15 protein-coding genes and 1 tRNA gene are annotated in these 19,106 nt (G+C 72.1%); 6 read left to right on the forward strand and 10 right to left on the reverse strand.

The window, feature by feature from the left end; all coding sequences use genetic code 11:
- Positions 1-27: 27 nt before the first annotated feature.
- The 7 genes from J2W20_RS03410 to J2W20_RS03440 form a co-directional block, all read right to left on the reverse strand.
- Complete coding sequence (locus J2W20_RS03410) at positions 28-1,149, reverse strand: hypothetical protein (RefSeq protein ID WP_307004542.1); 1,122 nt, start codon at positions 1,147-1,149, stop codon at positions 28-30.
- Positions 1,146-2,258, reverse strand: coding sequence for a GNAT family N-acetyltransferase (locus J2W20_RS03415; RefSeq protein WP_307004543.1), 1,113 nt, complete (start codon positions 2,256-2,258; stop codon positions 1,146-1,148). The genes J2W20_RS03410 and J2W20_RS03415 overlap by 4 nt, the downstream gene beginning before the upstream one ends.
- A 102-nt stretch (positions 2,259-2,360) precedes the next feature.
- Positions 2,361-3,068 carry a 50S ribosomal protein L1 gene (rplA, locus tag J2W20_RS03420; RefSeq protein WP_307004545.1) on the reverse strand — a complete coding sequence of 236 codons (708 nt, stop codon included), beginning with the start codon at positions 3,066-3,068 and terminating at the stop codon, positions 2,361-2,363.
- Between the two features lie 110 nt (positions 3,069-3,178).
- A complete protein-coding gene (gene rplK, locus J2W20_RS03425) occupies positions 3,179-3,610 on the reverse strand; it encodes a 50S ribosomal protein L11 (protein WP_066499596.1) in 432 nt (143 codons plus the stop codon).
- A 155-nt stretch (positions 3,611-3,765) separates the two neighbouring features.
- Positions 3,766-4,695 carry a transcription termination/antitermination protein NusG gene (gene nusG / locus J2W20_RS03430; protein ID WP_307004548.1) on the reverse strand — a complete coding sequence of 310 codons (930 nt, stop codon included), beginning with the start codon at positions 4,693-4,695 and terminating at the stop codon, positions 3,766-3,768.
- A 113-nt stretch (positions 4,696-4,808) separates the two neighbouring features.
- Complete coding sequence (gene secE / locus J2W20_RS03435) at positions 4,809-5,069, reverse strand: preprotein translocase subunit SecE (RefSeq protein WP_307004549.1); 261 nt, start codon at positions 5,067-5,069, stop codon at positions 4,809-4,811.
- A 99-nt stretch (positions 5,070-5,168) separates the two neighbouring features.
- A tRNA-Trp gene (locus J2W20_RS03440) sits at positions 5,169-5,241 on the reverse strand.
- A gap of 232 nt (positions 5,242-5,473) precedes the next feature.
- On the opposite strand from J2W20_RS03440, the gene J2W20_RS03445 reads away from it, so the two are divergent.
- Positions 5,474-6,679, forward strand: a complete 1,206-nt coding sequence (locus J2W20_RS03445; protein ID WP_307004550.1) for a pyridoxal phosphate-dependent aminotransferase — start codon at positions 5,474-5,476, stop codon at positions 6,677-6,679.
- An 85-nt stretch (positions 6,680-6,764) separates the two neighbouring features.
- Here the strand turns inward: J2W20_RS03445 and J2W20_RS03450 are convergent, their stop codons facing one another.
- Both J2W20_RS03450 and J2W20_RS03455 read right to left on the reverse strand, forming a co-directional pair.
- On the reverse strand, positions 6,765-7,424 hold the full coding sequence (locus tag J2W20_RS03450; RefSeq protein ID WP_307004552.1) for a LuxR C-terminal-related transcriptional regulator: 660 nt from the start codon (positions 7,422-7,424) through the stop codon (positions 6,765-6,767).
- On the reverse strand, positions 7,421-8,695 hold the full coding sequence (locus tag J2W20_RS03455) for an ATP-binding protein (RefSeq protein ID WP_307004553.1): 1,275 nt from the start codon (positions 8,693-8,695) through the stop codon (positions 7,421-7,423). Before J2W20_RS03455 ends, J2W20_RS03450 begins: the two co-directional genes overlap by 4 nt.
- Positions 8,696-8,819: 124 nt before the next feature.
- Between J2W20_RS03455 and J2W20_RS03460 the strand changes: the two genes are divergently transcribed.
- The 5 genes from J2W20_RS03460 (at position 8,820) to J2W20_RS03480 (ending at position 13,007) form a co-directional block, all read left to right on the forward strand.
- Positions 8,820-10,334 (forward strand): PspC domain-containing protein, encoded by a 1,515-nt coding sequence (locus tag J2W20_RS03460; protein ID WP_307004555.1) that lies wholly within the window; start codon positions 8,820-8,822, stop codon positions 10,332-10,334.
- 1 nt (position 10,335) lies between these two features.
- A complete protein-coding gene (locus tag J2W20_RS03465) occupies positions 10,336-10,677 on the forward strand; it encodes a hypothetical protein (protein ID WP_307004558.1) in 342 nt (113 codons plus the stop codon).
- A gap of 80 nt (positions 10,678-10,757) precedes the next feature.
- Positions 10,758-11,063, forward strand: coding sequence for a PspC domain-containing protein (locus J2W20_RS03470; protein ID WP_307004560.1), 306 nt, complete (start codon positions 10,758-10,760; stop codon positions 11,061-11,063).
- Positions 11,064-11,259: 196 nt separating this feature from the next.
- Positions 11,260-12,285 (forward strand): 6-phosphofructokinase, encoded by a 1,026-nt coding sequence (locus J2W20_RS03475; RefSeq protein ID WP_307004562.1) that lies wholly within the window; start codon positions 11,260-11,262, stop codon positions 12,283-12,285.
- Between the two features lie 14 nt (positions 12,286-12,299).
- On the forward strand, positions 12,300-13,007 hold the full coding sequence (locus J2W20_RS03480; RefSeq protein ID WP_307004563.1) for a GNAT family N-acetyltransferase: 708 nt from the start codon (positions 12,300-12,302) through the stop codon (positions 13,005-13,007).
- Positions 13,008-13,059: 52 nt separating this feature from the next.
- Here J2W20_RS03480 and J2W20_RS03485 read toward each other — a convergent pair whose 3' ends face one another.
- Positions 13,060-19,065: an Ig-like domain-containing protein gene (locus tag J2W20_RS03485; protein ID WP_307004565.1), complete on the reverse strand. Its 6,006-nt coding sequence runs from the start codon at positions 19,063-19,065 to the stop codon at positions 13,060-13,062.
- Positions 19,066-19,106 lie beyond the last annotated feature (41 nt).

Consider the following 19,106-nt stretch of genomic DNA (forward strand, 5'->3'; position numbering starts at 1 on the left):
GAAATATGCGCTAATTCGAGGCGTGATTCAGGCGGCGTCCTCGTGGCGCCGCACGTCCTCGACCGCGGCCGCGACGTTGCGGGTGAAGAGGACGAGCCAGGCCAGCACGACGCCGGCGACGACGAGTTCCATCGCGGTCATGTTGTAGTAGCCGAGCGGCCACCAGAGCATCACGGAGATCACGGCGGCGCCGAGCATCGCGTAGCCGGCGGCGTAGAAGGTCCGGCTCAGCCCGGGGACCCACGCGGGGGCGCGCACGAGGAGCAGGGTGTACGTGGCCGCCATGGACGTCGCGAGGGTGTTGTGGGCGGGGATGAACACGTCCACCGGGACGAGGCCGGTGCACGCGAGCAGGGCGCCCATCAGCACGAGGCAGGTGAGCAGCGGCCGCTCGCGCGTGCGGGCCGCAGTCAGGCCGGCGCGGCTCCGATGGGCGTCGAGGGCGCGCAGGTCGCGCGTCATGTACTCCGCCAGGAGCGCGATGACGACCCCGGCCGTCACGAGGGTCGCGTTGAAGGCCAGGGCCACCCCGTAGTCCGCGGCGCCGAGCACACTGAAGTTCACCTGCCACCAGTTGGGGCGCGTGGTGGTCACCATCGAGGTCAGGATGCCCGCGCCCAGGAAGGTCGCGAGCAGGTTCGAGAGCGCGTAGCTGTCCATGCGCGAGCCCGACTGGTAGGCGGTGTAGGCCGCGAGGGCCGCCGACACCGCGGTCAGGAGGGACGCCGCGAAGGCGTCCAGCGTCAGCCCGGTGAAGGCGCGCTGGAAGATCTGGAAGCTGGCCCACGCCACCATGAAGGCGATCGCCGCGTGCGCGAACGCGAGCGCCACGGTGCCCAGCAGCCTCCGCCACAGGGGCCGGTCGGCAAGCCAGCGACGGTCCGGGTCGCCATACGAGCGCCGGTAGGCGACCGGGAACGCGACGAGGGCCGCGACCCCGGCCACGAGGGCGGCGACGTCCCCCACCCCGTGGTCCCCCGAGAGGGCCGGCCGGCGCCCGACGAAGGCGCCGAGCGCCAGCACGAGGCCGGCCAGCGCGGCGACGAGGCCGGTGGCGAGGGCCCGCGCCTCCACGGCGGTCGCGGTGGGCTCGGGCGAGGGCCGTTCGCGCGACGGGCTGTGCGCCGGCTCGGCGTCGCGGCGGCTCACGGCAGGCTCCGGTACCACTCGCCGTCGTGCCCCGCGGGCCGGAAGCCGATCGCCTCGTTGATGGCGAGCATGTGCGCGTTCTCCTCGGCGTTGAAGGTCACGACCTTCCGCGCGGCCGGGTACTTGGAGCGGTACTGGGCCAGGTTCGCGAGCTTGACCCACATCCCGAGCGACCGGCCGCGGTGGCCGCTGGCCACGAGGGTGTCGTCCTGGTCGGCGACGGCCTCCTTGCCCCGCCGGACCCACAGCGAGGTGTAGGCCGCGAACCGGCCCGTGGCCCGGTGGCGCGCCGCCGCGTACAGCGGCACCGTCCCGGCCTCGGCGAGCATGCGCTCCAGCGCAGCGACGCGCTCTGCGTCCCAGACCGCCGCATCCGTGCGCGACTCGCCCTGGGGCGCGTCCACCGACATGCGGGCGAACAGCTCGGCCATCCCTGCCCGGTGCTCGGGCGGGACGCCCTCCCAGATCATGAGCTCGTACTCCGCCCAGGCCTTCGAGGAGGCCGCCGCCGCGAGGGCCGGCCACCCGCCGTCGTGCTCTGCGAGGTCCAGCTCGCTGAAGCGCACCACCTGGTTCAACGAGAACCCGGCCGCACGGGCGAACCGCACCGGCCGCTCCCCCGCCGGGAGAACCCCGGTGCCGGTCGAGGGCACCACGGCCTCGGCACCTGCCGTCGGCGCGCCGGAGCCGTCCGGGTCAGAGGCGCGGACGGGGTGCTCGGTGAACGCGTCCACCACGGTGCGGCCCCGGCGTCGTGCCTCCTCGAGGGCGGCCTCCAGCAGGGCACGCCCCAGCCCCCGCCGCGAGAACTCATCCAGGACCTCGGCGCGCACCGTGGCGCGGTCCAGGTCCTCCTTGAGGGACACCCGGCACCAGGCACGGCCGGCCATCCTCCCGCCCGCGCGGGCGAAGAACAGCACCGTCTCGTCGTACGGCGAGTCCCGCCACACCCGCAGGCGGTACTCCGGCGGCGAGCAGCGGTCCTCGTGGCCCCAGATCTGCCGCTGCACGGCATCCGTGAGGCGCGAGAACTCCAGGAACTCCTCGGCCCCCGGCCCCGCGAGGCTCGGGGGCAGGCGCAGCCGCTCGATGCGGTAGTCAGCGCTCATGTGCGCCAGTCTAGCCGCGCCCCTCCGGGCACCGCCGGAACGCACGAGGGCCCCCTTCCACAGGTGGAAGGAGGCCCTCGCCAGCGGTGCGAGTGAGGTGGATCAGCCCTCGAGGATCACCTTGGTGGCGTTCGGGTCGACCTGGACGCCGGGGCCGAACGTCGTGGCGACGGTGGCCTTCTGGATGTAGCGGCCCTTCGAGGCGGACGGCTTGAGGCGGAGCACCTCGTCGAGCGCGGCCGCGTAGTTCTCGGCGAGCTGGCGCGCGTCGAACGAGGTCTTGCCGATGATGAAGTGCAGGTTCGAGTGCTTGTCGACGCGGAAGTCGATCTTGCCGCCCTTGATCTCGTTCACGGCCTTCGCCACGTCCGGGGTCACCGTGCCGGTCTTCGGGTTCGGCATGAGGTTGCGCGGGCCGAGGATCTTGCCGAGGCGGCCGACCTTGCCCATGAGCTCCGGGGTCGCCACGGCGGCGTCAAAGTCCGTCCAGCCGCCCTGGATGCGCTCGATCAGGTCGTCCGAGCCCACCACGTCGGCGCCGGCGGCCTCGGCGGCTGCCGCCTTGTCGCCGGTCGCGAAGACGACGACGCGGGCGGTCTTGCCCGTGCCGTGCGGGAGGATGACCGTGCCGCGGACCATCTGGTCCGCCTTGCGCGGGTCGACGCCGAGGCGGAACGCGACCTCAACCGTCGCGTCCGTCTTCGACGGGTTGATCTCCTTGGCCAGGGCCACGCCCTCGGCCGGGGCGTAGACCTTGCCGGCCTCGATCTTCTCGGCCGCTGCCTTGTATGCCTTGCTGCGCTTTGCCATGCTGCTCTCGATCTCCTTGTGCAGGTGTGGTCATTGTGGGCCGCGCTCGGCCCTGCCACGGACGACGGCGGGACTCGCCGTGCGTCGTTGATGAATGGGGGGGTGAGGTACTAGCCCTCGACGGTGATGCCCATGGAGCGGGCGGTGCCGGCGATGATCTTCTTCGCGGCCTCGACGTCGTTGGCGTTGAGGTCCTCGAGCTTGGTCTTGGCGATCTCCTCGACCTGGGCGTCGGAGAGCTTGGCGACCTTCACGGTGTGCGGGGTCGCGGAGCCCTTCTGCACGCCCGCGGCCTTCTTGATCAGCTCAGCGGCCGGCGGGGTCTTGGTGATGAAGGTGAAGGAGCGGTCCTCGTAGACCGTGATCTCCACCGGGATGACGTTGCCGCGCTGGGATTCCGTCGCGGCGTTGTACGCCTTGCAGAACTCCATGATGTTGACACCGTGCTGGCCGAGCGCAGGACCGATCGGCGGGGCCGGGTTGGCGGCGCCTGCCTGGATCTGCAGCTTGATGAGGCCGGTGACCTTCTTCTTGGGAGCCAATGTAGGGTCCTTTTCTTCCTGACGCTTCCTGGAGCAGCAGGAGCGCCGCCCAGGTGGTGACCGCCATGGCGAGGCAGTCGACCGCCCCGGCACCGGTAGGCATCCGGTCCCGGGGCGAAGTCTTCAATTGTACGGCGTCCCCCGCTCGGGGCGTCCTAGATCTTGGCGACCTGGTTGAACGCGAGCGTCACGGGGGTCTCGCGCTCGAAGATCGAGACGAGGACCACGAGGGTCTGCGACTCGGGCTTGATCTCCGAGATGGTCGCGGGGAGGGTCTCGAACGGGCCCTCCTTGACGATGACCGACTCGCCGACCTCGAAGTCCACGGCGACCGGCGCGGCCTGGGCCTTCTGGCCCGCCTTGCCAGCGGCCTTCGCCTCGGCGGCCTGCTCCTGCTCGAACACCGGGGCGAGCATCGAGAAGACCTCGTCGAGGGTCAGCGGGACCGGGTTGTGGGCGTTCCCCACGAAGCCGGTGACGCCCGGAGTGTGGCGGACGGCGCCCCACGAGGCGTCGGTGAGGTCCATGCGCACCAGCACGTAGCCGGGGATGCGGACCCGGTTCACGATCTTGCGCTGGGCGTTCTTGATCTCGACGACTTCCTCCATCGGGACCTGGATCTCGAAGATGTAGTCTTCCATGTCCAGCGTCTGGATGCGGGTCTCGAGGTTCGACTTCACGCGGTTCTCGTAGCCCGCGTAGGAGTGGATGACGTACCAGTCGCCCGGCTGGCGGCGCAGCTTGGCGCGGAAGTCCTCGGCCGCCTTCGCGGCGGCCTCGGCCGGGTCGATCTCCTCGGTGGCCTCCGCGCCCTCGGCGACGTCCTCGCCCGAGACGGCCGCGTCGTCGTGCGCGGCCTCTCCAGCAGGGGCGGCCTCCTCAGCGGGAGCCTCCTCGGCTTCCTCAGCCTCGGCCTCCTCGGCCGGGGCCTCTTCGGCCTCGGCCGTCTCGGAGAGGGCCTCGTCGTCGCCGGCCTCGTCGGGGGAAGCGGCAGGGGCAACGGGCGCAGCGGCGTCGGAGAAGGCGGGCTCGAAGGCCGACTCCTCGTGCTCGGTCCCGCGATCCTCGAGCTCGTGCTCAGACACTTAGTCTCCTGCTTTCCTCGTGCGACTTACTCGTTGCGACTTAAATGGCTCATCCGCACACCCTGCCCCGTCCCGGTCTCCCGGTTCCGGGCCAGCGGTCTGCGGACCCAGGCCTAGTTGGTGGTGGACGTCCCGCCGAAGACCCAGCCGACGCCGGTCCCGAAGAGGAAGTCGAGGACGAACACGACCACCATCATCACTATGACGAACCCCAGCACCACGAGCGTGTAGTTCACCAGCTCCTGACGGGTCGGCGTGACGACCTTGCGGAGCTCGCCGATCACCTGCCGGACGAAGAGCGCGATCCGGCCGAAGAAGCCAAGCTTCCTGGCCTGCTTGGGGCGGCCCGAACTGCTTGAAGCTGTTTCGGTCAACCGATTCCTCGCTCACTCGCTCTGCCCGCAGGACTTCCCCGCCGGATCCGTTCTGTGGGTGCTGGAACAGCCCGGACGGAGCCGGGCTGCGTTCCTGCGCAGGGCAGACAGGACTCGAACCTGCAACCTGCGGTTTTGGAGACCGCTGCGCTACCAATTGCGCCACTGCCCTTCGGTGGAATCCACCTGACGGCGGAATCGCCGTGGACTACCTTACCAAGGATCCCGCGGGGCCGCGCCCAGCAGCGTCCCGGCAGAGGAGACCACGCACCGTTTCCGGCGCCGAGGATCAAGTCTACGCACAATCGCAGCCGGCGTCGAACCGGGACGCGGGCGCCCGGTCCCGCACGGGCCCGAGCGCCTAGAGTAGGTAGCACCAGCCCGCCGAGAAGAAGGAATGCCCCATGACCTCCGCCCGCGTCTCCCAGCGCATCGGATCCATCGCAGAATCCGCCACCCTGGCCGTCGACGCGAAGGCGAAGGCCCTCAAGGCCGCCGGACGCCCGGTGATCGGCTTCGGCGCCGGCGAGCCGGACTTCCCGACCCCGCAGTACATCGTGGACGCCGCCATCGAGGCCGCCCGCCAGCCGCGGTTCCACCGGTACTCCCCGGCCGGCGGCCTGCCGGAGCTCAAGTCCGCCATCGCCGCGAAGACAAGGCGGGACTCCGGCTATGAGGCCGAGGCGTCCCAGGTGCTGGTCACCAACGGCGGCAAGCAGGCGGTCTACAACACCTTCGCCACGCTGCTCGACCCGGGCGACGAGGTGCTGCTGCCCACCCCGTACTGGACCACCTACCCCGAGGCCATCCGCCTCGCCGGCGGCGTCCCGGTCGAGGTCTTCGCCGGGCCCGAGCAGGGCTACCTCGTCACGGTGGACCAGCTGGAGGCCGCGCTCACCGAGCGCACCAAGATCCTGCTGTTCGTCTCGCCGTCCAACCCCACCGGCGCCGTGTACTCCCCCGAGCAGGTCAAGGAGATCGGCCAGTGGGCCGCGTCGAAGGGCCTGTGGGTGGTCACCGACGAGATCTACGAGCACCTCACCTACGACGGCGTGCCGTTCACCTCGATCGCGACCGCGGCCCCGGAGCTCGGGGACAAGGTCGTGATCCTCAACGGCGTCGCCAAGACCTACGCGATGACCGGCTGGCGCGTGGGCTGGATGATCGGCCCGGCCGACGTCATCAAGGCGGCCACGAACCTCCAGTCGCACGCGACGAGCAACGTGGCCAACGTCTCGCAGATGGCGGCCCTCGCGGCCGTGTCGGGCCCGCTCGACGCCGTCGAGGAGATGAAGGCCGCGTTCGACCGCCGGCGCAAGACGATGGTGGGCATGCTCTCCGCGATCGAGGGCGTGAACTGCCCGACGCCGAAGGGCGCCTTCTACGTCTACCCGGATGTGCGCGGGATCCTCGGCAGGGAGATCGCCGGGATCCGCCCGGCTACCTCGGCCGAGCTCGCGGCCCTCATCCTCGACAAGGTCGAGGTGGCGATCGTCCCCGGCGAGGCCTTTGGCCCGAGCGGGTTCGTGCGCCTCTCCTATGCGCTCGGCGACGACGACCTCGCTGAGGGCGTGGGCCGCATCCAGGAGCTCCTCGCGACCGCGAAGTAGGGCGCCCGGGCTCCCGCAGCGCACGACGGCGAAGGCCCGCCTCCCCCGGGAGGCGGCCTTCGCCGTCGCCCGTAAGGGGGCGGGGCTACCAGATGCGGCGGTCGGCGGCCCAGCGGGAGAGCTCGTGCCGATTGGTCAGCTGGAGCTTGCGGAGCACGGCCGAGACGTGGGTCTCGACCGTCTTGACCGAGATGAACAGCTCCTTCGCGGTCTCCTTGTAGGAGTAGCCGCGGGCGATCAGGCGCATGACGTCGAGCTCGCGGGCGGAGAGCTTGTCGAGCTCGTCGTCGGCCACGGACTGGGTGCCGAACGCGTCCAGGACGAAGCCGGCGAGTCGGGGCGAGAAGACGGCGTCGCCCTCCGCGACGCGCAGCACGGCGTCGGTGATCTCGCGGCCCGAGGCGGTCTTGGTGACGTAGCCCCGGGCGCCGGCGCGGATCACGGAGACGACATCCTCGGCCGCGTCCGAGACGCTCAGCGCGAGGAAGCGCACGGTCTGCAGGAGCGGCGCGCAGCGCGTGAGCACCTCGCGTCCTCCCCCGCCGAGGCCGCCCGGGAGGTGCACGTCGAGCAGGACGACGCGCGGACGGAGCTGCTCGATCGCCTCGACCGCGCCCTCGACGGTCCCCGCCTCGCCGACGACGCGCACGCGCTCGTCGAGGTCGGCCTTCAGGCCCGAGCGGAAGATGGTGTGGTCGTCCACGATGACGACGTCCACGGCCTCCTGCCCCGGTTCGGTGCTCATGTCTCCTCCGTCCTGGGCAGCCGCAGCCGCACCTCCGTGCCGTCCGGCCCGCTCACGATCGCGGCCTCGCCCCCGTGTCGGCGCATGCGCCCGACGATGGACTCCCGCACGCCAAGCCTGTCCTCGGGCACGGCGTCGGGGTCGAAGCCGTCACCACGGTCCTTCACGAAGACCTCGGTGGCGTCCTTGCCCGTCTCCGCGTAGACCGAGACGGGGCCGGCACCGTGGCGGACCGCATTGAGCATGGCCTCGCGGGCGGCCTGGAGGAGGGCATCCTGGCGGTCCCGCGCGGACGTGCCGCCGGTCCGGGTGGCCTCGGGCTCGCCGACTGTGACCACGTCGATGGGGACGCCGTGCAGGTCCTCGACCTCGCCTGCGAGCGCGGCGATCCGGTCCGCGAAGGTGCCCTCGCCGGAGCGGGCATCCCGGTAGAGCCACTCGCGCAGCTCGCGCTCCTGGGCTCGGGCGAGCCGCGTCACGTCCGCCTCGCTGCCGGCGCGGCGCTGGATGAGGGCCAGGGTCTGCAGGACCGAATCGTGCAGGTGGGCGGCGATCTCCGCGCGCTCCTCCTCCCGCACGCGCGCTGCCCGCTCCACGCCCAGCTCGCGCCAGAACTTCACGCCCCAGGGCAGCAGCACGAGGGCGACCCCGGCGAGCACCGCGAAGGAGGCCAGCAGTGCCATCCCCAGGACGTTCCACTGGCTCCCCGACACCGCCAGGGTCACCCCGGCCACGACGAGCGCGAGCCCGGCCCCCAGTCGCAGCCAGCCCGTCCAGCGCTCGCCCCCGGCACCGCGGACGAGCCGCTCGCGCCGCGCCTCGTCCAGCTGCATCCACGCCAGCGCCGCCCCGCCGAGGATGGCGGCCACCGGCACGATCGTGTCCAGCGGCACCTGCACCCCGATGAGGGACCCGCCCAGCGCCACCGCACCGAGGAGGAGGACGACGCCGAGCAGCACCTCGCGCGCGTACCGCGGCACGTGCGGGGCCCTGGGCGCGGCCGGGGCGATGACCGGCTCGGACACCGCAGGCGCGATGGGCGACGCGGGCCGGCGGGCGGCACGGCGCTGTGCCTCGGCCGCCGTCGGCACCATGACCCACAGCCAGCCGTAGAGGACGATCCCGGCCCCGCCGAGGAACGCGGCGCCGGCCATGATCCAGCGCACCACGTCGGTGCGCATCCCGAGGTGCCGCGCGAGCCCTGAGCAGACCCCTGCGATGAGGCGGTCGTCTCCCCGCACGAGGGGAGGGCGGACGGGCACGGCGTTCATGGTTCCATCCAAGCACTGTTGCCTGCCCTCAGGGGGCCCGCGGCCGCGTTCCCGGGGTCCGTTCAGGGTTCGTTCAGGGTCTCCCCCCATGGGTGCGCGCGGGTCCCGGCGGAAGGATGGAGGCATGAGCACCGAACAGTCCCCCGGCGAGCAGCCGGACCCCCTTCCGCAGCCCGGCCCCGAGGCGCGCCCCACGGGCGGCCAGGGCCCTGCACCCCGTCCGCTCCCGCCGCGCGGGGGCGACTTCTTCGGCTGGATCCGCGGCCTCGGGATCGTCCGCGGCAGCGACCGCTGGATGGGCGGAGTCGCGAGCGGCCTGGCCCACCGCTGGGGCGTCGACCCCATCCTGGTCCGCGGCCTCTTCATCGTCGCCGCGATCTTCCTCGGCGTGGGCGTCCTCGCCTACGGCCTCCTCTGGCTCCTCCTGCCCGAGCCCGACGGCCGCATCCACGCCCAGGAGGCCGGCCACGGCCGCTGGACGGCGGGCATGACCGGCGGCATCATCGTCACGGTCATCGGCCTCGGCGGTGCCCGCGCGGGGTTCTGGTTCGGCGACCGCGGGATCGGCGGAGCCTTCTGGGGCCTGTTCTGGATCGCCGTGGTGGGCTTCGCGATCTTCAGCGTCGTGCGCGGGAGCCGGCGGCGCACCGCATACCGGGAGGCCGAGGCGCACGGCCCCGGCGCCATGGTTCCGCCGACGACGCCGCCCACACCGTCGCCGTCGCCGTCGCCACAGCCGGCCGAAGCCGGCCAGGACGGCCTTTTCGCTGCGGGCGTGCCGAGCGCCGGCGACGCCGCCTATGCCAAGCCGGGGACCCCGCCGTCGTACGGCGACGCCCACACTTCCGGCGGCTTCCCCGCCGCCGACGGCGTGCCCTACTACGGGGCACCGCAGGCGGCCCCGGCGCAGCCCGCCCCGCCGTACTACGGCGCAGCGTCCTACGGTGGCCCCCACTACGGCGGCCCCTACTACGCCGGCCCCTACGCTCCGGTCCGGACCGTGGCGCGCCCGCCGCGGCGCCCCCGTCCCTCCGCCCCGTACGTGCTCGTGGTGCTCGGCGCGGCGGCGCTCGCGGCCGGCACCCTCGGCGCCCTCATCGCCACGGGCGTGCTGCCGCTCTCGGCCGGGGCGGTCTGGACGGCCGTCGTGGTGGTCCTCGGCGTCGGCATCCTCGTCTCCGGCCTCCGCGGGCGCCGGGCCGGGATCCTGACCGTGTTCGCCATCGTCGCCCTCGTGGGCAGCGCCGTCTCGCAGGGGGCCGACCGCCTCGCGAGCGTGCACTCCCGCCCGATCGCCTCCTCCCCCACGAGCCTCCAGGAGGCCGCGAAGGGCTACGACATCGCCATGTCGAGGGGCAGTCTGGACCTCTCCGCCCTCGACAGCCCGCGCCCGCTCGCGTCGCAGGCCGTGGTCCCGGTCAAGGCGACGATGAGCGACCTGACGATCACCGTCCCCAAGGACGTCCCCGTCGAGGTGCGCACGTCCACGACGCTCGCGGACGTCACCGCCAACGGCCAGAGCTTCACCGGCATCAGCCGGCACGACACCACCACGTACAACTCCGGCACGACCGGGCCCGCGCTCGTCGTCGAACTCGACGCGACCCTCAGCTCGGTCACCATCAACGAGGAGCACTGACATGAGCACCCAGCAGCAGAGCCGGCCAGAAGTCTCCGGTCCGGCCGTCGGAACCATCGTGTGGGGAGCAGTGGTGATCGTCATGGGAGCGCTCATGTTCGCCAACCGCCTCGGCTGGCTGACCATCGACCCCGGGTACGCGGCGGCGGGCGTCCTGCTCCTCGCCGGGCTCGGCCTCGTGGTCGGCGGCGTGCTCGCCGCCCGGCGGCGCCGGGCCCTCCCGGACGACGACGCGGCGGGCACCCCGTCCGACGCGGGCACCTCCCAGCCGGCGGCCGGACCCGGCCCGAGCCCGTATGAGACCCTCGGCCCTCGCGGCGAAGGCCAGGGACCGACAGACTGAGGACACAGGACCGCATGACCGCCTGCACCACTGAAGACCGAGCAGCATCACATCAACCCTTCACACCCCAGGGAGAGACCATGGACAAGTTCTTCGACTCACTCCGCTCGATGGGCCTCAGGCGCGGCCCGCGGCGCATCGTCGGCGGCGTGCTCGGCGGCATCGCCGACAGGCTCAACGTGGACCCCGCCTTCGTGCGGATCGTCTTCGTGATCCTCTGCCTCCTCCCCGGGCCCGCGGTGCTCGTCTACCTTGCGGCGTGGATCGTGATCCCCGACCAGGGCGGCAGGATCATCCTCGAAGAGTGGCTCCGGCCCAAGAGCGTCGGCCCCGGCGGCCCCGGCGGCGGGCCAGTGGGACCCGGTGCCGGCGGCCCGGCCGCGTGACCTGACCGCATGACCTGACTGCGTGAACCGGCCCGCAGCGGCGGCCGCTCCGTCACGGAGCGGCCGCCGCTTTCTGTGGCGTGCATCACCAACAGGCCGCGGCTACAATCGGCGTGGGCTCAACGGGGCGCCTCAAGCACACCACCGACGGCCCGCCGCCCCATGGCCCGGCCGCACCCGACGGGAAGGCCCCTGCATGAAGATCGGCATCCTCACCTCCGGCGGCGACTGCCCCGGCCTCAACGCCGTCATCCGCGGGGCGGTGCTCAAGGGCATCGCCGTGCACGGCCAGGAGTTCGTGGGCTATCGGGACGGCTGGCGCGGGGTGGTCGAGGGCGACGTCATCGACCTGCCGCGCACCTCGGTCCGCGGCATCGCCAAGCAGGGCGGCACCATCCTCGGGACCTCGCGCACCAACCCCTTCGAGAACAACGGCGGCCCCGACGTCATCAAGGCCCACATGGAGCGCCTCGGGATCGACGCCATCATCGCGATCGGCGGCGAGGGCACCCTCGCGGCCGCGCGGCGCCTCACGGACGCGGGCCTAAAGATCGTCGGCGTGCCCAAGACCGTCGACAACGACCTCGACGCCACCGACTACACCTTCGGCTTCGACACCGCCGTGGAGATCGCCACCGAAGCGATCGACCGCCTCCGCACCACCGGCGAATCCCACCACCGCTGCATGATCGCCGAGGTCATGGGCCGCCACGTCGGCTGGATCGCCCTGCACTCCGGGATGGCCTCCGGCGCCCACGCGATCCTCATCCCCGAGCACAAGGTCACCATGGACCAGATCGCCACGTGGGTGAAGCTAGCCCGCGACCGCGGCCGCGCCCCGCTCGTCGTCGTCGCCGAGGGGTTCGTGCTCGAGGGCATGGACGCCCCGCACTCGGAGCGCGGCCTCGACACGTTCGGCCGCCCGCGCCTGGGCGGCATCGCCGAGCAGCTCGCGCCGGAGATCGAGGCGCGCACCGGCATCGAGACCCGTGCCACGATCCTCGGCCACATCCAGCGCGGCGGCGTCCCCACCGCGTTCGACCGCGTCCTGGCCACCCGCCTCGGCATGGCCGCCATCGACTCCGTCGTGGAGGGCCGCTGGGGCACCATGGTCTCCCTGCACGGCACCGAGATCGCGCACGTGGGCTTCGAGGAGGCCCTCGGCCGGCTCAAGGTCGTGCCCCAGCACCGCTACGACGAGGCCGCCGTCCTGTTCGGCTGACGGACGGACGCACTGTGGTGTCTCAGACGTTCTACGCCGGCAGCCGGGGCATCGTCCGGCTGGCCTGGGCGCGCCGGCTCGGCCTCCCCGACCTGAGCTTCGCGGACGACGGCGGCACCCTCCTCGGGCGCCACGACGGCGCTTCCGAGCTGGTCGCCGTCGTCCTTTTCGGCCAGCTCGCCCTGGTGGGCCCCACCGGGCTCGTGGAGGCGGCGGCCGAACTCGACGCCGAGGAGCTCCTCGAAGGTGGCGCGCTCCTGCGGGCCGCCGGCCCGCGCGCCCACGGGCTGCGCACCGCGGTGCTCGGCTTCGCCGACGACCTGCCGCTCGAGCAGCCGGACACCGAGCCGCAGGTCTCACGCGGGGCGCCCGAGGCGATCGAGCTCGAGATGCGCTGCCCGCCCGACGATGTCACGTCCGCTGGCCTCACCGACCGCGACCACCGGTTCACGATCATGCTCCCGGAGGGACCCGGCGCCTGCGCCGCCTACTCCGTGCAGGACGGCCTGCTCGCCGACCTCGGGGTGCTCGTCGCCCCCTCGCTGCGGGGCCGCGGCCTGGGGCTGCTTGCCGCCTCAGTCGCGGCGCACGAGGCACTGGCGGACGGCCTCATCGTGCAGGCCGCCGTCCCGTCCCACGCACTCGCCGGCCTGCGCCTGGCCGACTCCCTCGGGATCCAGGCACAGGGCCGGTACGCGGCAGTCTCGCTCCCGCACGATTGACCCTGTCCGCGGGGCGACCTCGGCGGGCAGGCCGGTGCGGCGGGCATCACTGCTACCAGGTGGCGTCGTTGGTCGTGGCTGTTCCGCCCCTGCCGTCGTCGAGGGTCGCCCAGCCCTTGCTCCACGGATTGATGTTGTTCTTGCCGAGGAAGCAGTGCTGGTTGTCCCGGAAATACCCGTTGGCGTCGGTGACGTGGGTGTAGGACGCGAACACGTGCGTGGGGTTGTCGATCCAGCACTGGACGCTCACCCGGGTATTGGGGTGGAAGTTCCTGCCCGTGACGTCGAAGTAGTAGCACGCGTTGGACGTGCACTGCGGATCATTCGCACGCGGGCCCTGCGCGAGGGTCGCGCTCGGCGAGGCAGTGCGCGCGGAGTCTGACGTGCTCGAGCAGTTCGTCGGCTCGCCCTGGACGCAGGCCCTGACGGTGATCGAGTGCGCCTCGTCGGGCCCGTTGCCCACGGTGGCGGCGCCGTCGTTGGCCGCGGCGCTGCCGTCGATCGTCACGGTGACGGTGCTGGGCCGGCCGTTGTTGTACCCGCCGGTGTTCCAGGTCATGTCCACGTGGATGCCGTTGGTCGCGGCGTTGGCCACCGGGGTCTTCGGCTGGCCGTACGGGTTGGCGGACGCGGCGTTGCTGTTGGGCCCGGGGCCGGCGGAGTTCACCGCGCGCACCAGGAACGAGTACCCCGTGCCATTCTGCAGGCCGCCGACGATCTTGTTCGAGGCCAGCCCGCTCCAGCTGCTGCCTCCGTCGACCGAGTACTGGTAGCCGGAGATCGGGTCACCGTTGGATGCGGCGGGGCTGAAGGCGAGCTGGACCTGGTTGCCGCTGCCCGTGGTATTCGCCGGCGTCGCACTCAGGTTGGTGACCGCGCCCGGACGCCCGTACGGCGTCACCGGGTTGCTGCGGGCACCCTGCGGCGAGGCGCCCACATTGTTGTGGGCCACGAGCGCGAACGTGTAGGTCGAGGAGTTGTCGAGGCCCGTGACCTGCTGGCGCGTTCCGGCCACTCCGGTCACCGTCTTCGCGACGGATCCGCCGCGGTAGACGAGCACGTCGTAGGACGTCACCGGCTCTCCGTTGTCCTTGAGGGGTTCCGAGGCCCACACCACGTCGACGACGCCGCCGTTGACGGCCGACGTCGAGCGGGTCGCCGTCGGTGCCGCGGGCGCGAGCGGGGCGCCTGCCGGCTTGGCGGCAGGCGAGAGCGCGGACCAGTCGGACGGGTCCTTGGCGCCGTTCTTGGCCTGGATCCGCGCCCGGTACTCGACGCCGTTGGTGAGGCCGGTCCAGCTCAGCTGGGTGACCGCTCCGACCGTGCGGCGCTGGACGCCCTCTTCGGAGGAGAGCTCGATCGTGTAGCTCTGGATCGGGGTGCCCTCGTTGGCGGGCGCGGTCCAGGTCATCGAGATGCTCTTGTCGCCACGGGACAGCACGGGAGGTCCGGGCTGGGACGGCTTGGCGTCGGGAGTGATGGGGGCCGAGGCGGGGCTCGGTGCGGAATCGCCGACGGCGTTCGTCGCGACGACAGTGAAGGTGTAGTTGGTGCCGTTGGTGAGCCCAGTGACGGTGCAGGTGGTCGTGGGGCAGGCCTGGCTGCCGCCCGCGTAGTTGACCCGGTACGCACTGATCTCTGCGCCGTTGTTCGACGGCGGGGCCCAATGCAGCACCACTTGTCGGCTCGACATGCCGTCGACGACAGGGGCGCTCGGCGCGTCCGGCTTGTCGCGGACCGTCACGGTGAACGTGCCCTCGACCTCGCGCTCGGTGTCCGCGGTCGCGTCTCCGACACGGTAGGTGCCCGTCAGCTGGCCGTGGAATCCCGCCGCGGGGGTCACGACGACGTGGTCGCCTTCGACTCCGGCATCGCCGCCGCCGCTGCCGACGCCCGCGCGGACCACTGTGAGCGGCTTGCCGGGGAACGGGTTGGCGTCATTGGCCAGGACCGGGATGTCGACGGGCTTGCCCGCCTGGGCGTCGGGTACCGCGTCGGGATTGGCGACGGCGAGCGGCCGGGTCGAGCGTACTACCCGCACCTCGACGGTGCCGTCGGCCTTCCCGCCGCGCCCGTCGTCGACCTGGATGCCGACCCTTCCGGAGGTACCGCGCTGGGCGGAGGTGACCTTGGCCTTGAGCACCGAGCCGTCGAGGGAAACGTCCACGCCTTCGGGCGCCGCCCCGGTGATCCTGTAGGAGGCGCGGTCGATGTCGCCAGGGTCCGGGTCGGTCGTGGCTGCGCGGAGGTCAAGCTGCCCGGCGTCCTCGCCCTGGGCCGCCTCGAGGATGCTGGTGGCGAAGGTGGGCGCGGTGTTGGGCTTGTCTGCGGTCGGCTCGACGTCGATCGGGACGGTCAGGATGCTCTTGAGCCCGTCGGAGTCGTCCGGGCCGGAGCCGTCCGTGGCCTCGAACGTGATGGAGGCACGGCCCCCGTAGTCCTTCCGCGGGGTGTAGCGGAGGGTGCCGGCGTCCTTGACGAGGCCGGAACCGTCGGCGGCGACCGCGGAGACGGCGTTCTCCCCCGTGATCCGCGCGCTCCTGCCCGGACGCACGGTGACGTAGTCGGCGAGCCTGAGCTCGAGCGGCTGCCCGGCCTTGGCGTGCGCGGGATCGAGGGTCTTGAGCACCGGCCGCTGGTCGCGCAGGCCCGGCACCCAGATGATCGCGGTGGCCTGAAGGCCGTCCATGTCGGTGACGGTGTAGGGGATGGCCTGGGGAGCCTCGGTGAGCGCGACGTTCACCCTCCCGCCGTCCACGGTGGTGCCCGGAGCCGCGGCGCTCGGCGGGATGGCCACCTTGAGGTCGCTCGCGACGCCGTCGGGATCCTCGTCGTTCTTGAGGACGTCCACGGCGAAGGTCTTCTTGCCGGCCACGTCCATGGGGTTGACCCGGTCGTCGCGGGCGACCGGGGCCTTGAGCGGGGCGTTCGGATCCACCGTGACGATGATGTTGCCGACGGCCCGGCCGCCGCGGCCGTCGTCGACCGTGTAGCGGGCGGTGACGGTGCCGGGGGCAGACGGCGGCGTGACGACGACGCGTCCCTCGTCCACCCTCGCGGTGGTCCCCTGCGGGAGCTCGAATCCGTCGGCGACGAGACGAACGGTGTCGCCGTCGGGGTCGGTGTCGTTCGCGAGCGCGTCGACGGAGACCGGGCGCCCGGGACGCACGGAGACCTTGTCGTCGCCCGGGATGGGCTTCTGGTTGGTGTTCGGGACGGCGGCGACGCCGACGAGGACGGTCGCGACTCCGCGGCCGCCATACCGGTCGTCGACCACGTAGGTGAAGGTGTCCTTGCCACTGGCGTCATTGGCCGCCGTGTACTCGATGTACCCGTCCTTGACGATCGCGGTGCCCAGCGCCGGGGGCTTCTCGATGCCGGTGATGGTCACGGAATCCCCGTCGGGATCGACGCCGTCGAGCGGGACGGGGACCTTCGCGGCATGGCCGGCGAGCACGCGGGCGGTGAGGTTCTTGGGGACGGGCATGCCGTTCTGGGCGGGGTCCGCCGGCCGGATGGTGATGGTGACCTTCGCGGAGTCCTTCTGCCCGGCCGGATCGACGACCTGGTAGATGCCGTACACGGTCCCGGGGTTCGGCCCGGCCGAGAAGCGCAGCTTGTCCTGGTCGACGAAGAGGTGGCCCGAGGCCGGGTCCGGGACCTCGACGAGCTTGGGGTCGAGCGTGATGGGCGCCCCGTTGGGGTGCGAGTCGTTGGCGAGCACGGGGATCGTCACGGTGTCGCCTGCCCGGACCACCACCGAGTCCGGCTTCGCGACCGGTGGGTCGAGCTTGGCAGGCGGCGGCACCGGGGTCACGGTCACGGTCGAGCTGGCCGTCTTGTCGCCGTTGGAGACCACGTAGCCGAAGGAGAGCGGCTCCTTGAGTCCCCGCGTGTCCGTGATCCGCAGGATCGCGTGGTCGATGACGGAGACGGTGACCGGGGCGTCCTGCGGCAGCGAGATCGACTGCACGACGAGCACGCCGCCGCCCGGATCGGTGTCGTTCGCGAGCGGGTCCACCAGGACGTTCCCGCCGGACGGGAGGAGGGCAACGTCGCGCACGGCGACGGGGGCGCCGTCGTCGGCCGACTTCGCCTCGACGTCGATCCGGACGAGCCCCTGGGCGGTGGCCGACCCGTTCGAGGCGAGGTACACCGCGTAGTACACCTTCGGCTCGGCGGCCTTCGCGGAGAACGTCCCGTCCTCGGAGTTCATGACGACGTCGAGTCCCGGGACGGGCTCGACCTTGAGCAGGCGCAGCCCGGTCCCCGAGGGGTCGATGTCGTTGGCGAGGGGCGAGACGACGATGGGCTCGTCCACGCCCGTGCGGACATGGTCCGGGGTGGTCTGCGGCGGCAGGGAGCCGCGCGAGCGGACGTCCGCCGTGATCGTCGCCTCCGTGACGTCTCGCCCGTCGGAGACCTTGAGGGTGATCTCCTTCTTGCCGAGCGAGGTGCCGCCGTCGGTGAAGGTGATGGTCCCGTCGGGCTGGAAGCGCACCGAGTCGCCGGTGCCGGACGTGGTGGCGCCCGCGAGGAACATCTCGTCGCCGTCGGGGTCCACGAAGTCGCCCAGGATGTTCTGTGAGACCGAGGTGCCCTGCTCGACCGCGATCGTGTTCGCCCGCATCTGCCGGGGTGGCGTGTTCGTCGCGTTGTCCCGGACCGAGAGTGTGACCTTGGCCGTGGCGGTGCCGCCGCGGCCGTCGGAGACCTCGTACTCGAAGGCGTCGTTGCCCTTCGCGTCGGCCGCGACGACGATCTGCAGGGCCGCGCCGTTGAAGATCGGCTGGACCGCGCCGATGTGGGCCGCCGGGCCCGTGGGCCGCACGGTGAGGACGTCGCCGTCCGGATCGGAGTCGTTGAGGAGCACGGGCAGGATCACGGTCCGACCGGGCCGCACGCCGAAGTCGTCCGGCATGGCGGTGGGCGGCTTGTTCTCCTCGTCCCGCTTGGGCAGCTCCTTCTGGAGCATGATCTCGGCGGAGTCCTCCTTGTCCCCGTTCTTGACCGTCTTCTGGGGGACGATCTCCTGCCAGTTGTTGACGAGCTGCATCTGCTCGGTGACGAGCCAGACGTTGCCGCCGTGGACGTCGTTCAGGACCACGAGGTCCCGATTGGTCCGGAACACGAGCTCGGAGTCGGGGCGCGCCGAGGGGATGTCCTTGAGGTCCGGCTGGCCGCCGCCGCACTGGCGCAGGTAGATGCCGGTTCCGGCCCAGGCGGAGTGGATGCAGCCGCCCTGCTGGACGGGTCGGGCGGGGAGCCCCGCGCGGCCCCCGGCTGCCTCGAGCACCCGCGGGTCACCGCCGCCGAGCGGGACGGTGACGAGGGCCTTTGCGGTGCTCACGGCAACCGCGTCGGCGGCGGGGCCGGTGTCCTGCAGCTGGGCGTTGCGGAAGTCGTCGCGGGTGACGCGCTGGCCGTTGGGGAGGAACAGGGTGCCCGCACCGGTGTCGAGCACGACGACGTCTCCGCCCACCGCGGCGACCTGCACCTTGGCGGAGGTGGCGAGCCCGTCGAGCTTGGTGAAGGTGGGATCGCCGTTCTCCGGCACGCGGACGATCTCGGTGCGCGCCGCCGAGACCGCGATCACCTCGTTCTCGGCGGACACGGTGGCCACGGCGCCGGGGAGGTCCTGGACGGTCGGCTCGGTGTTCTGGGGGGTGAAGCCGCTGAGCCGGTCAAGCGGGAGGGCCCAGACCCGGCCGGTGCCGGGGTCGGCGAGGGCGGCCGTCGTCGTGCCGAACGCGGAGCTGCCCGTGCCGGCGAACGGGAGGTCGCCGGCCAGGCGCACCTCGGCGACGTCGACGGGGCTCAGCGTCGCGACGCCCTTGTCCTGGACGGCGACTGAGCGGCCCTGCTGGACAACGTCGAAGCTGCCCGAGCGGGCGGACACGCCGCCGTCGAGGACCTTCGAGGAGAAGTTGAGGTGGCCCACCATGTTCACGGAGCCGTTGGTCACCCAGACTCCGCCGTCATTCAGGTCGGCGGACACCGAGGTGAACCCCGGGTACAGGATCGCCGCGGCGGCGAGCAGGGCCGCGGCCACGGCCATCGATGTGGATACAACGAGCCTTGTCGCCCGATGGCGCAGCC

The organism is Sinomonas atrocyanea, from assembly GCF_030812675.1.
In the GTDB taxonomy this organism is placed as follows: domain Bacteria; phylum Actinomycetota; class Actinomycetes; order Actinomycetales; family Micrococcaceae; genus Sinomonas; species Sinomonas atrocyanea_B.